Origin of the sequence: Methylomonas sp. LWB (assembly GCF_001856095.1) — a bacterium.
GTDB classification, from domain to species: domain Bacteria; phylum Pseudomonadota; class Gammaproteobacteria; order Methylococcales; family Methylomonadaceae; genus Methylomonas; species Methylomonas koyamae_A.
Window position 1 is genome coordinate 109030 of the sequence record NZ_MKMC01000006.1, and the last position, 13662, is coordinate 122691.

The 13662-nt window shown below is 56.1% G+C and carries 15 protein-coding genes; 9 read left to right on the top strand and 6 right to left on the bottom strand.

Annotation, left to right across the window (positions count from 1 at the left end; translation table 11 throughout):
* Positions 1 to 148: 148 nt before the first annotated feature.
* From BJL95_RS03360 to BJL95_RS03370, 3 genes are all read right to left on the bottom strand, one after another.
* Positions 149 to 829 (bottom strand): hypothetical protein, encoded by a 681-nt coding sequence (locus BJL95_RS03360; protein ID WP_071155478.1) that lies wholly within the window; start codon positions 827 to 829, stop codon positions 149 to 151.
* A 9-nt stretch (positions 830 to 838) separates the two neighbouring features.
* Positions 839 to 1393 carry a cyclin-dependent kinase inhibitor 3 family protein gene (locus BJL95_RS03365; RefSeq protein ID WP_071155481.1) on the bottom strand — a complete coding sequence of 185 codons (555 nt, stop codon included), beginning with the start codon at positions 1391 to 1393 and terminating at the stop codon, positions 839 to 841.
* Positions 1394 to 1513: 120 nt separating this feature from the next.
* A complete protein-coding gene (locus BJL95_RS03370) occupies positions 1514 to 1957 on the bottom strand; it encodes a regulator (protein WP_071155483.1) in 444 nt (147 codons plus the stop codon).
* 283 nt (positions 1958 to 2240) lie between these two features.
* On the opposite strand from BJL95_RS03370, the gene BJL95_RS03375 reads away from it, so the two are divergent.
* A complete protein-coding gene (locus tag BJL95_RS03375) occupies positions 2241 to 2882 on the top strand; it encodes a methyltransferase (RefSeq protein ID WP_175463637.1) in 642 nt (213 codons plus the stop codon).
* A gap of 45 nt (positions 2883 to 2927) precedes the next feature.
* Here BJL95_RS03375 and ylqF read toward each other — a convergent pair whose 3' ends face one another.
* Entirely contained in the window at positions 2928 to 3845 is a 918-nt protein-coding gene (gene ylqF, locus BJL95_RS03380; protein WP_071155487.1) for a ribosome biogenesis GTPase YlqF, read from the bottom strand.
* A 179-nt stretch (positions 3846 to 4024) separates the two neighbouring features.
* On the opposite strand from ylqF, the gene gap reads away from it, so the two are divergent.
* Together gap and pyk are read left to right on the top strand one after the other, a co-directional pair.
* On the top strand, positions 4025 to 5038 hold the full coding sequence (gap, locus tag BJL95_RS03385; protein ID WP_064031526.1) for a type I glyceraldehyde-3-phosphate dehydrogenase: 1014 nt from the start codon (positions 4025 to 4027) through the stop codon (positions 5036 to 5038).
* Positions 5039 to 5047: 9 nt separating this feature from the next.
* Entirely contained in the window at positions 5048 to 6493 is a 1446-nt protein-coding gene (pyk, locus tag BJL95_RS03390; RefSeq protein ID WP_064031525.1) for a pyruvate kinase, read from the top strand.
* Between the two features lie 51 nt (positions 6494 to 6544).
* Here pyk and uvrD read toward each other — a convergent pair whose 3' ends face one another.
* Positions 6545 to 8713 (bottom strand): DNA helicase II, encoded by a 2169-nt coding sequence (uvrD, locus tag BJL95_RS03395; RefSeq protein WP_064031524.1) that lies wholly within the window; start codon positions 8711 to 8713, stop codon positions 6545 to 6547.
* 103 nt (positions 8714 to 8816) lie between these two features.
* Here uvrD and BJL95_RS03400 point away from each other — a divergent pair, with 103 nt between their 5' ends.
* Positions 8817 to 9047 (top strand): DUF2892 domain-containing protein, encoded by a 231-nt coding sequence (locus BJL95_RS03400; protein ID WP_064031523.1) that lies wholly within the window; start codon positions 8817 to 8819, stop codon positions 9045 to 9047.
* A gap of 42 nt (positions 9048 to 9089) precedes the next feature.
* On the opposite strand, the gene BJL95_RS03405 is transcribed toward BJL95_RS03400, so the two are convergent.
* Positions 9090 to 9521 (bottom strand): FxsA family protein, encoded by a 432-nt coding sequence (locus tag BJL95_RS03405; protein WP_064031571.1) that lies wholly within the window; start codon positions 9519 to 9521, stop codon positions 9090 to 9092.
* 71 nt (positions 9522 to 9592) lie between these two features.
* Between BJL95_RS03405 and cutA the strand changes: the two genes are divergently transcribed.
* From cutA to accB, 5 genes are all read left to right on the top strand, one after another.
* Positions 9593 to 9910 carry a divalent-cation tolerance protein CutA gene (cutA, locus tag BJL95_RS03410; protein ID WP_071155489.1) on the top strand — a complete coding sequence of 106 codons (318 nt, stop codon included), beginning with the start codon at positions 9593 to 9595 and terminating at the stop codon, positions 9908 to 9910.
* Positions 9892 to 12117, top strand: a complete 2226-nt coding sequence (dsbD, locus tag BJL95_RS03415) for a protein-disulfide reductase DsbD (RefSeq protein ID WP_071155491.1) — start codon at positions 9892 to 9894, stop codon at positions 12115 to 12117. Before cutA ends, dsbD begins: the two co-directional genes overlap by 19 nt.
* Positions 12114 to 12644, top strand: a complete 531-nt coding sequence (locus BJL95_RS03420; RefSeq protein WP_071155494.1) for a TlpA disulfide reductase family protein — start codon at positions 12114 to 12116, stop codon at positions 12642 to 12644. The genes dsbD and BJL95_RS03420 overlap by 4 nt, the downstream gene beginning before the upstream one ends.
* A 113-nt stretch (positions 12645 to 12757) precedes the next feature.
* Entirely contained in the window at positions 12758 to 13219 is a 462-nt protein-coding gene (gene aroQ / locus BJL95_RS03425; RefSeq protein ID WP_064031519.1) for a type II 3-dehydroquinate dehydratase, read from the top strand.
* Positions 13209 to 13655 (top strand): acetyl-CoA carboxylase biotin carboxyl carrier protein, encoded by a 447-nt coding sequence (gene accB, locus BJL95_RS03430; RefSeq protein WP_071155496.1) that lies wholly within the window; start codon positions 13209 to 13211, stop codon positions 13653 to 13655. The genes aroQ and accB overlap by 11 nt, the downstream gene beginning before the upstream one ends.
* Positions 13656 to 13662: the final 7 nt, after the last annotated feature.

Consider the following 13662-nt stretch of genomic DNA (forward strand, 5'->3'; position numbering starts at 1 on the left):
CAGAAAAACTATCCGTCCGCAATTGGCCGATTTCTGACCCAGGATGCCTTCCTCTATTTCAGTAATTCCGCTAATCGGACCTTTTTACACCGGGCTTAGAAATTGCTCCGATTACGCCGTCTCCGCTAGATATTCCGGTATCCCTGAGTTATTCATTCCAGGCGATACGCCGAGCCATATCGGCTTTGCGGGCGAGCATCTTGTCGGCTAGCGCTGGCGAACCGCCGCTGGCTAAGACGACCTGACGAATCTCATCGTCCGGAATGCGAACGACGACCAGGATGGCTTGTTCGATTTGTTCAGATGTCATCTCGGCGAACAGCTTGACGGCGTGAGGGTTGGCGTCGTCGCGGCGCAAGACGTCCAGCTCGTCAACGCGGATACCGAACGCCTTGCCCTTGGGATCGCCCTGGGCGCGGAAGGCCAGGGCGCCGCCGACATCCAGCGTCAGGACTTGTCCGCCGGCAACGCCTTGGTTATCGCCGTTGAAGCCGGCGGCGTCCCAGTTGGCGGTCCAGGCGTGCACGCCGAACCATTGCCGCGCTTGTTCGCGCTCGCTGTCGGTGAAATGGGCCAGGCATTTCTTTTCCAGTACGATCCATTCGGTCGCTATCTGGTCCGGTGCCGAAGTAGTCACGTAGCATAGGGTCGGCGCGCCGGCCAGTTGATAGAGTTGGGCGGCGAGCCATTCGTTGCGGGCGTGGGCGGCCGATTCTAGCGTCTTCACGTAATAGCGTCGGCCGCCGTTACCGTCTTGATAAACGCCGGCCGGATTGCTGCCCAGTTGTCCGCCTACCCGTGAAAGTTTGGCGGTATCGAGGGTAGTCATGTCGGCGGGTTATGGGATCGGCTGGGTGCGGCGGACCAGCGCCAGTTGCGCCGGGGTTTCGATGGCGCCCTTGCGCGCGTGGCGCACCGCATGGATCGCCGCCTCCGGGTTCATGCCTAGTTCAACCAGTAGCCGCGCGGCGATCATGCCGGCCCGGCCCAAGCCACCCTTGCAATGCACCAATAAGTCGTCGCCCTTGCGTAAACGCCGGCGGATGTCGGCGCCTTGGGTTAGCCATTGTTGCTCGAAAGCGTGGGTGGGAACGGAATAGTCGGCGATCGGCAAATGCAGCCACTCGATGCCGCGTCTACGAATTTCGTGGCCGAGTTGCGGAACCTTGAGCGCGGTCAGTTCCGCCGGTTCCACCAGGGTTAATATCAGTTTGGCGCCCCAGGCGGCGATGGCATCCAAATCGACGCCGAGATCGCGCTCCCAGACGCCGGTGTGGGCAAAGCGGTCGTGCTTGCCGGGGCAAAAGGTGATGCCGATACGTCCGTGCGACGGGCTTGCGCGCACTTCGGCAATTTGCAGCGGGTGGGTGTGGCTGGTCCGCGTTCCGGCCATGGCGTTAATCTCGGCGGTGTTATCAATGCGCGCGAGTCTAGCACGAAGGCCGCTTGAGCAGTGCCGAATCGTAATGGCCGCGCGAAGATCTCCCGGCCTCGGGAGCTGGTGGCAGGGTGCTTATCCATCGGTTAACGCTGGTTGCGCATTGTGCAAAGCGATGAAGTCCGCCATTGCCAGCGTGCCGATCACGTTGGCGTTGTCGTCGAGGATTTCGTAGAGCACGCCGCAGCCGCGTATGCTGAACAACAGTACCACGTCGATGTCGCCGCCGCCTTCCCGATGCGGCTCGTCGCTGGCGGGGCTAACGGTGTAGCGGCCGGTCGGCCGGATTTCCTTCAAACTGCCGTCGGGGTGATATAGGCGGTGCTCGCCTTGGATGACGAAAATGTGGTTCGGCGCCTTGTGTCGATGCAGCACGATTTGTTGGCCGGCGGCGAATTTGAAGAGCACGTCGATAATGTTGGCTTCGCTATCGATGTGCAAAATGAAATAGTGCAAGTGGTCGAAGCCGGCCAGGGTTTGCCAGCGGATACGGCTGTCGTCGAATAAATGGGTGTTCATTGGGATGTTCTCGAAAGTGGGTGGAGAGAGTTTGTCCGGTCGGTATTCGGTCGGGACCAGCGGAGTTTAAGTATCTCGCGGCGCGCGGTAAGCCGAGATTTGCCCGAAATTGCCGGGCAAATTGCCCGCCATCGATTGGCGCCGGAGGTGTTTCGATTCGGGGCTCGAGGAGGAACGGCGGGTAGGTTTGGGTTTGAGTTGGCGCCGGGATTTGCGGTAGCATGCAGCCGAATCGACCGTTCCCTTCAACTACCCAATTTTGCCGCCTATGAAACCGTTGGATATGAGCATCGAAGCTCGCAAGCAGGAACTTGCCCATTACTTGGACAAGCAGCCGTACATCACCGAGTTGGACGGCATTACCTTGAAAATCGCCAAAAACGTGTTTCCGTCCGATTTCGGACTGACCAGCTCGTTTTTTGGCAATTTCATGCAGCGGCAGCCGCCCGCCGAAACGGCGTTGGATATGGGCTGCGGTAGCGGCTATTTCGCGTTTTTATTGAAAAAGATGGGCTGCGAGAACGTGATGGGCGTGGATTTCAATCGGGATGCGGTGCTGTGTACCTTGGAAAATACCCGCTTGAATCCCGATCTGACGCCGATCGATTTTCTGCACAGCGATTTATTCGCCGACGTGCCGCGGCGGCCGTTCGACCTGATCGTGTTCAACTTCAATTATTACCCGTGCGACGGCACTTTTGGCCTGAACGAGGACGGTGGCCGCGAGATATTGAAACGGTTTTTTCATCAAGTGAAGGACTACATTAGCGAACACACCCGCATCTATATTCCCTATTCGCAATTCGTCGGCGAAGAGCACGATCCGAAACACATCGCCCCGGAATTCGGTTTTTCGGTGACATTGGAGGAAAGCACCGTTAATCATGCCGGCGAGCATTATATTTATAAGGTGATGAAGGCCTAGCTGGATCGAGCCGCTCGAGTTTCCGCTGGCGCGGGGCCTAGCGGCCTATTGCGGTCGGTTGCCGCGCCGCTTCGTCGCTTGCTTGGCGGCTTTTTCTTCTCGCAGCGCGGCGACATCCAGTAGTTCGCGTTCGATCATGTCCGGGGTTTCCAGGCTGATGCGGCCCAGCGTGCCAGCTCGGAGTTCGGTCAACAGCAGTTTGGCGGCCTTGTCCAGTTCCACGATGCCACCGCTACGTAGGCAGCCGCGTTTGGCGCCGATCGCTTGCAGCAAGGCCAGTACCTCGCCCGGCAGCGGTTCCAGCCGATAGCGGGTTTTCAGTTGCTCGGGATAGACCTGGGTCAGGTACTCCAACGCATAGAGGGCGATGTCGTCGTGCTGGAAGGCGGTGTCCTTGATCGCGCCGGTCACGGCCAAGCGGTAACCGCCGTGGCGGTTTTCGACATTGGGCCATAACACGCCCGGCGTGTCGGACAGCACCAAATTGTTGCTCAGGTTGATGCGTTGTTGGCGCTTGGTGACGGCAGGTTCGTTGCCGGTCTTGGCAATGACGCGGCCGGCCAGGATATTGATGATCGTCGATTTGCCGACGTTGGGGATGCCCATGATCATGGTCCGCAGGACTTTGCCGGCGGCCAGCTTGTCGGCCAGCATTTTATGGCACAGATCGACGATTTGCCTGACCTTGTCGGTTTGCTGGCTGGTGAGGGCCAGGGTTTTGACGCCTTGTTCGCGTTCCAGGTAGTCCTGCCAAAGTTTGGTGACCTCGGGATCGGCCAGATCGGTCTTATTGAGGATGCGTATCGTCGGTTTGTCGTCGCGCAGCCGGGCCAGCATCGGATTCTGGCTACTGTAGGGAATGCGGGCGTCGAGAATTTCGATCAATAGGTCGATGTCGGGCAGGGCTTCCTTGATCTCTTTGCTGGCCTTATGCATGTGGCCGGGGTACCACTGGATATTCATGGTTGGGTCTTATTTGCGGAATCGGTGCCCATTGTAACGCAAGCCAACGCCGGTTCCGGCTTTGCCGCGCGGTTGCGCGGTAGACGTTGTTTGTCGGGGTTTGCTACAATCAGCGCTATTTTTAGTGCTTTCCGCACATCTTGAAGTTAGTCCTTCACACTCATCCCGGAGAAAACTCTATGGCAATTAAAGTTGCAATTAACGGTTACGGTCGTATCGGTCGCAATGTCTTGCGCGCGTTGTACGAATCTGGTCGCACCAACGAGATTCAAATCGTCGCGATCAACGATTTGGGCGATTCCAAAACCAATGCACACTTGACCAAGTACGATACCGTGCACGGTAAATTCCCGTTCGATGTTTCCGTCGATGGTGATTACATTGTGGTCAACGGCGATCGCATCCGGGTTCTGGCGGAACGCGATCCGGCTAAATTGCCTTGGGCCGAGTTGGGTATCGACGTGGTTCACGAGTGTACCGGTTTCTTCACCAGCAAAGCCAAGGCGTCCGCCCACCTCTCCGCCGGCGCCAAAAAAGTCATTATTTCCGCGCCGGGCGGTAACGATGTCGATGCGACCGTTGTTTACGGCGTTAACCACACCAGCTTGAAAGCGAGCGATACCGTCATTTCCAACGCTTCTTGCACCACCAACTGCTTGGCGCCGCTGGTGAAACCGCTGATGGATACCATCGGCGTCGATCATGGCTTGATGACCACGATTCATTCCTATACCAACGACCAAGTACTGACCGACGTGTATCACAGCGACTTGCATCGCGCGCGTTCCGCCACCCAATCGATGATTCCGACCAAAACCGGTGCCGCCGCCGCTGTTGGCTTGGTGTTGCCGGAAATGAAAGGCAAGTTGGACGGTTTCGCGATGCGGGTTCCGACCATCAACGTCTCGGTGGTCGATTTGTGCTTCCAGGCGTCTCGCAATACCACCAAGGAAGAAATCGACGGCATTTTGCGCGAAGCGGCCAACGGTTCCTTGAAAGGTATTTTGGCGATCAACGACGAGCCTTTGGTGTCTTCCGACTTCAACCACAATCCGCATTCCTCGATTTACGAAGCGGGTCTGACCAAAGTCACCGGCGGAAACTTCGTCAAAGTACTGTCCTGGTACGACAACGAATGGGGCTTCTCTAACCGGATGCTGGACACCACCGTCGCTTTGTACAACGCCAAATAAAGGGAATACATGCAGTTACGTAGAACAAAAATCCTGGCGACGCTGGGACCCGCCACGGACAAACCCGGCGTGCTTGAAGATTTGTTCAAGGCAGGCATCGATGTTGTCCGTTTAAATTTCTCGCACGGTTCGGCGCAAGATCACATCGATCGCGCCAACCGGGTTCGCGAGTTGAGCAAAAAAAGCGGTCGCCGGGTCGGCATTCTGGCCGACTTGCAAGGCCCTAAAATCCGTATCGAGCGCTTCAAGGAAAACAAGGTTTGGCTGGAAGAAGGCCAGGACTTTGCGTTGGACATCAACCTCGGCAAGCTGGACGGCGACAATACTCAGGTCGGCATCAGCTACGAACCGTTGGCGCGCGAAGTCAAGCCGGGCACGCGCTTGCTGCTGGACGACGGTCGGGTGGTGCTGGACGTCGTTAATGTCGTGGACAATGCCCGCGTTAATACCAAGGTGGTTGTCGGCGGCGATCTATCCAACAACAAAGGTATTAACTTACTGGGTGGCGGTTTATCGGCGGCGGCATTGACCGATAAAGACAAGGAAGACATCAAGACCATTGCGATCATCCAGGCCGATTACGTGGCGATTTCCTTTCCGCGTACCGCCGACGACATGCACGAAGCGCGTGCCTTGCTGCTGGCCGCCGGGTCTACCGCGGGCTTGGTGGCCAAGGTCGAGCGCGCAGAAGCCATGGAGGTCATCGACGAAATTATCATGGCCTCGGATGTGATCATGGTGGCCCGAGGCGACTTGGGTGTGGAGATCGGCGACGCCAATCTGCCGGCGGCACAAAAGCATTTGATCAAACGTTCTCGCGAATTGAACCGGGCGGTGATCACGGCGACTCAGATGATGGAGTCGATGATCGAAAACCCGATTCCGACACGCGCCGAGGTTTTCGACGTTGCGAATGCGATCGTCGACGGAACCGATGCGATCATGTTGTCGGCGGAAACCGCATCCGGCAAACATCCGGTCAAAACGGTCGAAGCGATGGTGCGCATCTGCATGGAAACCGAGAAGCAGCCCGCGGTGATCAAGTCCAAGCATCGGATGACCGATAGCTTTGATCATGTGGACGAAGCGATTGCGATGTCGGCGATGTACATGGCCAACCACACCAAGATCAGCGGGATCGCCTCGTTGACCGAAACCGGCTCGACGCCGTTGTGGATGTCGCGGATCAGCTCGGGCATTCCGATCTACGCGTTCAGTAGTCACGAGAAAACCTTGGGCCGGGTTACTCTGTATCGCGGTGTGTTCCCGATTCCGTTCACGCACGAAAAAATGGCGAACGCGGAGGTCAACCGTTACATCATCGAAAAATTAAGAAATCGTGGTTTAGTTGCCGACGGCGATTCTTTCATCATCACCAAGGGCGATGCCACCGGTCATAGCGGCGGTACCAACTCGTTGAAAGTCATTACCGTGCACGAAGATTTCGCCGGTTAATCGACGTTACTGCTTAAGCCGCCGTCCGAGAGTTTTCGGACGGCGGCTTTTTTATGCCTTGTCCAATTTGGCATAAGCCAACATCAGCCATTTGATGCCGGCGTTGCGGAAATTGATCTGTACCTTTTCTTGGTCGCCGCTGCCCTCGGTTTGCAACACCACGCCTTCGCCGAATTTCTCGTGCCTGACCGCCTGACCCAGCCGAAAACTGGCGTTCTGATCGACCATCGAGCCTAGCGTGGCCGGACTGGATGAGGCTGGGCGGGTGACGTTGGCGCGCAGGCGAATTTCGGTCAGGGCTTCCGGGGGGATTTCCCGCAGAAAGCGCGACGGTCTCGGATAGCTGTCCTTGCCATATAAGCGGCGCGACTCGGCATAGGTCAGATAAAGTTGTTGCATCGCGCGGGTGATGCCGACGTAGCAGAGACGGCGTTCTTCCTGCAAGCGGCCGGGTTCGTCCACCGCTTGTTGCGACGGAAACAGACCTTCCTCCATGCCGACCAAAAACACCAGTTTGAATTCCAAGCCCTTGGCGGAATGCAAAGTCATTAATTGCACGCAATCCTGGTCGGCTTCGCCCTGCATTTCGCCGGCTTCCAGCGCGGCATGCGCCAGGAACATATCCAGTTCCGACAGGTTTTCGGCGTTTTCGCTGTCGTAATCGAACAGCTTGGCGGCGTTGACCAGCTCTTCCAGGTTTTCGACCCTGGCTTCGCCCTTGTCCTGTTTTTCTTTTTTATACAGTTCGATCAGGCCGCTGGCCTCGACGACGTATTTGACGGTCTCGTAGAGATTCATGCCGTCGGTCGCCAGGGCTATGGCCTCGATTAGATTCATGAAGCCTTGCAGGGCATTGGCGGCACGGGCGCTCAGTTGCTTTTCGCCCAGCATGCACTCGGCGGCTCGCCACAGCGAAACGCCGCGTTCCCGTGCCAGAATACGCATGTCGTCCAGCGTTTTCGCGCCGATGCCGCGCGTCGGCGTATTGACCACTCGCTCGAACGAGGCCTCGTCGTCCCGGTTGCTGGACAGGCGTAAATAGGCTAGAGCGTTCTTGATTTCCATCCGTTCGAAGAAGCGCAAGCCGCCGTAGACCCGATATGGCACGGCCGTGGTCATTAAGCGCTCCTCGAATTGTCGGGATTGGGCGTTGGAGCGGTAAAGAATAGCGACTTCGCTACGCAGGCCGCCGTCGCGTACCCATTGTCTGATTTTTTCGACGACGAAATAGGCTTCGTCCTGTTCGTTGAAGGCCGCGTAAACACCGATCGCGTGACCTTCGCCGGCTGCCGTCCACAGTTCCTTGCCCATCCGGTTTTCGTTGTTGGCGATCAACACGTTGGCGGCCTTGAGAATGTGGCCGGTGGAGCGATAGTTCTGCTCCAGTCTGACGATGCCGTGTTCCGGATAATGTTTTTGGAAGGCGAAAATGTTTTCGATCTTGGCGCCGCGCCAGCCGTAGATGGATTGGTCGTCGTCGCCAACGACGAACAGATTGTTGTTGCCTTCGGTCAGCAGGCGTAGCCAAGCATACTGGATCGTGTTGGTATCTTGGAACTCGTCGACGTGGACTTGCCGGAAGCGCTCGCGGTAAAAGGCCAGCAAGTCTTCGTTGTCGCGCAACAGTTCGTGGGCGCGCAGCAGCAGCTCGGCGAAGTCGACCAAGCCGGAGCGGTCGCAGAGTTCTTCGTAGGCCAGATAGATGCGTTGCATTTGCCGGTGGTAAAAGTCGTCGGCTTGCGACATGTGGCGGGCGCGGATGCCCTCGTCCTTTTGGGCGTTGATGAACCATTGCACTTGCTTGGCCGGCCACTTGCTGTCGTCCAGCTCCAGGCTTTTTAGCAAACGTTTGACGATGCGCAATTGGTCGTCGCTGTCCATGACCTGAAAGGTGTCTGGCAATTTGGCTTGCTTGGCGTGTTGGCGTAGCAGGCGGTGAGCCAGGCCGTGAAACGTGCCGATCCACATCGAGCGCGCCGAGGTATTCAGCAATTCCTCGATGCGGTGGCGCATTTCATTGGCGGCTTTGTTGGTAAACGTGACGGCCAGGATGTGATAGGGCGATATGTGGTTGATTTGTACGTGCCAAGCGATGCGGTGTACCAACACTCGGGTTTTGCCGCTGCCGGCTCCCGCCAGGACCAGCATGGCCTGCATCGGCGCGGAAACGGCCAGGCGCTGATCGTCGTTCAGCGGCGCGATTATCGTTGAGACGTCCATTTTAATAACTTGCAGAATTTGGGGAGCTGTGTATATTTGCGAGCTCTTGAGGGAAAGCCTTGCGTCAGGACTAACAATAAATACTACACAGAGAGGATTGGAGATGAGCTTCGATTATAAACGTTTGATCAAGTTTGAACACAATATCGGCGACAAAGATAAGAAAGTCCGCATGGTTTCCGGCATCGTACTGGTGTTTGTTTCCCTGTTTACCGCCAGCATCCTGATGTTATTGGTCGGCGGCGTTCTGATCGCGACCAGTTATTTCGGCTGGTGTCCCGCCTATTCCGGCTTCGATAAAAACACATTGAACCAAAACGCCGACAGCCAATAATATTGTTCCGGCGGCCGATGGCGAGAGCCCTGGGTCGCCGGCTTAGTCCTGTTTTTTGTATTCGCCGTCAATGACCACCCGCTGAGCACCGGTGGCGGAACTACCCGACATCGGTACCAAGTAGCGTTCCAACACGTATTGAGCAATTTTTCGGCGCAATCCAGGCACCAAGCAGGCGAAGCCGATCGCGTCGGTAAAAAAGCCCGGCGTCAGTAATAGCGCGCCGCCAACCAATAAAATCGGACCTTCAATCATTTCGTAAGCCGGAATCTCGCCTTGCCGCAATGCCGCTTGAAAGCGTTGCCAGGTGGCGAACCCCTGCGTGCGCAGCAGCCAAGTCCCCAGTGCGGCGGTAAAAATCACCAGAAATATCGTCGGCAGCACGCCGATGATGCCGCCGACCATCAATAGCAGATAAATTTCCACGAACGGGACGATCAAAATGGCGGCTAACAGAAAGGGCAAGGGTTTCATGGCGGTCTCGATCAGCGAAAAAACCAGCAATACTAAAAGCATATCCGGCGGATTTCCAGGATAATATCGATATGCCATTGTTAATCTTTTGTACTTGCCCGGATGCCGACATCGCCGAGCATCTGGCGCGCGAACTGGTTGCCGCCAAATTGGCGGCTTGCGTCAACATCTTGCCGGGTGTTCGCTCGGTATACGCATGGCAAGGCGCCATCGAGTCGGCCGGGGAACATTTACTGCTGATTAAAAGTCATCGCGAGCGTTACGCGGAATTGGAGGCTTTGCTGAAGCAACTGCATCCCTACGACGTACCGGAAATTATCGCGTTGCCGATCGAACGCGGTTCTGCGGATTATTTACATTGGATGAATTCATGCCTTACTATCGGTTGATCACGCTGTTACTGCTGTTCGGGTTTTTTACTAATGCGGCGGCGCTGGACAGTCAGGATTTTTTGCCGCCCGACCAAGCCTTTCGTTTGACTGTCGCCGCTAGCGACACCGAGCATGTCGCACTGAACTGGCGGATTGCCGACGGCTATCATTTGTACCGCGACAAAATTAAGATTCAGTCGCGGACCGAGTCAATCTCCCTCGCTACGGTGCCATTACCGACCGGCGCGGAAGAGCATGACGCGACACTCGGCGATGTCGTGGTCTATCGGGACAATCTGGACGTCAAACTGCCGTTGATCAACGGCACGCACGAGCGGCAGTTGAAGTTGTTGGTCAAATATCAAGGTTGCGCGGATGTCGGGGTGTGTTATCCGCCGCAGAAAGTGGTGCTGGATATCGACTTGCCGGTTGCGACTGTCGGGGCCTCGGCGACCGGTGGCTTAAATCAATTCGTGCAAGGTCTGAAAGGTCTGACGCCGGGATTGTTTTCCAGCGAATTATTGCCGCCGGAGCAAGCCTTTCAGTTTTTTGCCGAGGCGGTGGGCGCCAACGTACTACGGGTGAATTGGCGGATTGCCGACGGTTATTATTTGTACAAGGATAAGCTGGCCGTGCAACTTAAAACGCCGGCTCACGCCGCGTTGACGCCGTTGCAATTGCCGGAAGGCGAGGCGTACCACGACGAGGAATTCGGGCAGGTGCAAATTTACCGACGGAATGTCAGTGTGGATATCCCGCTGACGCGAGACAATCGTGCCGCCGAAACCTTGCAAGTACTGGCCAAGTTTCAAGGTTGCGCCGATCGCGGTGTCTGCTATCCGCCTATGCAACAAGTCGTCGAGGTGGCGTTGCCGGAAGCCGCCGAATCGGCCGATCTTTCTGCCGTTGTCGCGTCAACGCCGCCGGTGGTGTCGGAGCAGGATCGTATCGTCGATGCCCTGCGCCGCGACAGTCTGCCGCTGACTTGGCTGAGTTTCTTCGGTTTTGGTCTATTGCTGGCCTTTACCCCCTGCGTATTTCCGATGATTCCGATTTTGTCCGGCATTATTGTCGGTCATGGCGACATCGGTACACGCAAGGCGTTCTTGCTGTCGTTGAGCTATGTTTTGGCGTCGGCGACGATGTATACCGTATTCGGAGTATTGGCGGCCCTGTTCGGCAGCAATTTGCAGGTAATTTTTCAGCAGCCCTGGGTGATTGCGGTATTCGCCGGTTTGTTTGTGTTGCTGTCGTTGTCGATGTTCGGTTTTTATAACCTGGAAGTGCCGAAAGCGTTGCAGGAACGCTTGCATCGCTCCAGCGACCGCCATCGAGACGGTTCGTATTGGGGCGCGGCGATCATGGGGGCTTTGTCGTCGCTGGTGGTCGGCCCGTGCGTTGCGGCGCCGTTGGCGGCTGCTTTGATCTATATCGGTCAGACCGGCGATGTCTGGCTGGGCGGGTCGGCGTTGTTCGCGATGGGTTTGGGCATGGGAATGCCGCTGTTGCTGCTGGGGGCGTCGGCAGGCCGCTTGTTGCCCAAGGCCGGGGCCTGGCTGAATACCACCAAAAGCGTGTTTGGCGTGTTGATGCTGGCGGTGGCGGTTTGGATGTTGGCGCGGGTGATTCCAGCCCAAGCGTCGATGTTTTTGTATGCAATGCTGTTGGTCATTCCCGCGATCTTCTTGAACGCCATCGACCCGTTGCCCGATTCGGCGTCGGGTTGGCGCAAGTTGTGGAAGGGCGTCGGCATCATTTTGTTGGTGTTGGGCATCTTGGAGTTAATCGGGTTGAGCGCCGGTAACACTAATCCCCTCCAGCCGATGCGGGGCGTATTTGCGGGCGGTAGGGCAGAAGCCGCGTCCAAGCCGCTGTTCGAACGGGTCAAGACGCTGGCCGAACTTGAGCAGCGTATCCAGCAAGCGGCGTCGGCCGGCAAGTCTGTCATGCTGGATTTCTATGCCGAGTGGTGCATTTCCTGCAAGGAAATGGAAGCCTATACCTTTGCGGATTCGGCTGTGAAACAAACGTTGGCCGGTTTCGTGTTACTGCAAGCGGATGTGACCGACAATAGCGATGCCGATCAGGCTTTGCTGAAACGCTTCGACTTGATCGGGCCGCCAGGCATTATTTTTTTCGGAGCCGACGGACGCGAGAAAGCTGATCGCCGGGTGATCGGATATCAAGATGCCGAGACTTTTTTACAAACATTGAAAGGCTTATGACCCGAAAATTCGCGATGGTGTCGGTTGGAATTCTAATCGGGCTTCTGGCCTTGGGCGGCGGTTGGTATTTCCGCTCGGTTCAGCCTGGGGCCGAAGCCGAGGTTCCCCTGGTGGCCGATTTCACGTTGCCGGATTTGGATGACAAGCCGCAAGCTCTCAGTCAATGGCGCGGCGATATCGTCATCGTCAACTTTTGGGCGACTTGGTGTCCGCCCTGCTTAAAGGAGATGCCGGAATTCGTCAAAATTCAGCAGGAATTTGGTGGGCGCGGCGTGCGTTTTGTCGGTGTCGCGATCGAAGACAAGGCGCCGGTACTCGAGTACTTGCAGCGCCGGCCGGTCAACTATCCAATTTTAATCGGCGGCGATAACGCTATCGCGCTGGCTCATCAACTCGGTAACGTGATTAATACCGTGCCGTTCACGGTTATCATCGACAGACAAGGCCGGATCGTGCATCGTCAGCTCGGCGAATTGACTCGAACCCAAGCGCTGGAAGTGCTGGAAGGAATGCTGTCGAAAAAATAAGCGATTTGTCCGGAAAATGTCGTGTTAATGGATATAAATCAGTTTATCTGGACAAAAACACACAAATTAGGCAGAATTCCCGCCTATTCGATCAACCTTCGTTTTCACTTTGCATGGCGATCATCACCGTTCTAAACGGACCCAATTTGAACCTGTTAGGTGTCCGGGAACCGGGAATTTACGGCAAGCAAACCTTGAGCGACATACATGAAAAACTCGATCGGTTGGCCTCCGAGTTGGGCCATGAGTTGGATTTCATGCAGAGCAATGCCGAACACGAACTGATCGACCATATTCATCAGGCATACCAGCGCCGCGTTGACTTTATATTGATCAATCCGGCCGCTTTTACCCATACTAGCGTGGCAATCCGCGATGCCTTGTTAGCCACCAAGATTGCCTTCATCGAAGTGCATTTGTCCAATGTGCATGCCCGCGAGCCGTTCCGGAGTCACTCTTACTTTTCCGATATCGCCGTCGGTGTGATTTGCGGATTGGGAGCGCACGGTTACGAATTGGCTTTGCAAGCCGCCCATCAGATTTTATTAACGAGAACTCAGAACAATGGATATTAGAAAAATAAAAAAATTGATCGATCTTATCGAAGAATCCGATATTGCTGAGATAGAAATTAGCGAGGGCGAGGAGTCGGTACGCATCAGCCGTTATTCTTCATCGGCACCAGCACCGGTGTTTACCCAAGCTGCGGCTCCGGTAGCCGCCGCGCCTGCAGCCGCATCGGCGCCGGTTTCTGCTCCGGTCGAGGAAAAAGTGAGCGGCCATGTCGTCAAATCGCCGATGGTCGGTACCTTTTATCGCTCCGCGTCGCCGGGCTCCGCGGCCTTTGTCGAGCTCGGACAAACTGTCAGCGTTGGCCAAACGCTTTGCATCATCGAGGCGATGAAAATCCTCAATCAGATTGAAGCGGACAAGAGCGGCAAGATTAAGCAAATTCTGGTTGAAAACGCCCATCCGGTCGAATACGGCCAACCTTTGTTCATTATTGAATAACGGACTA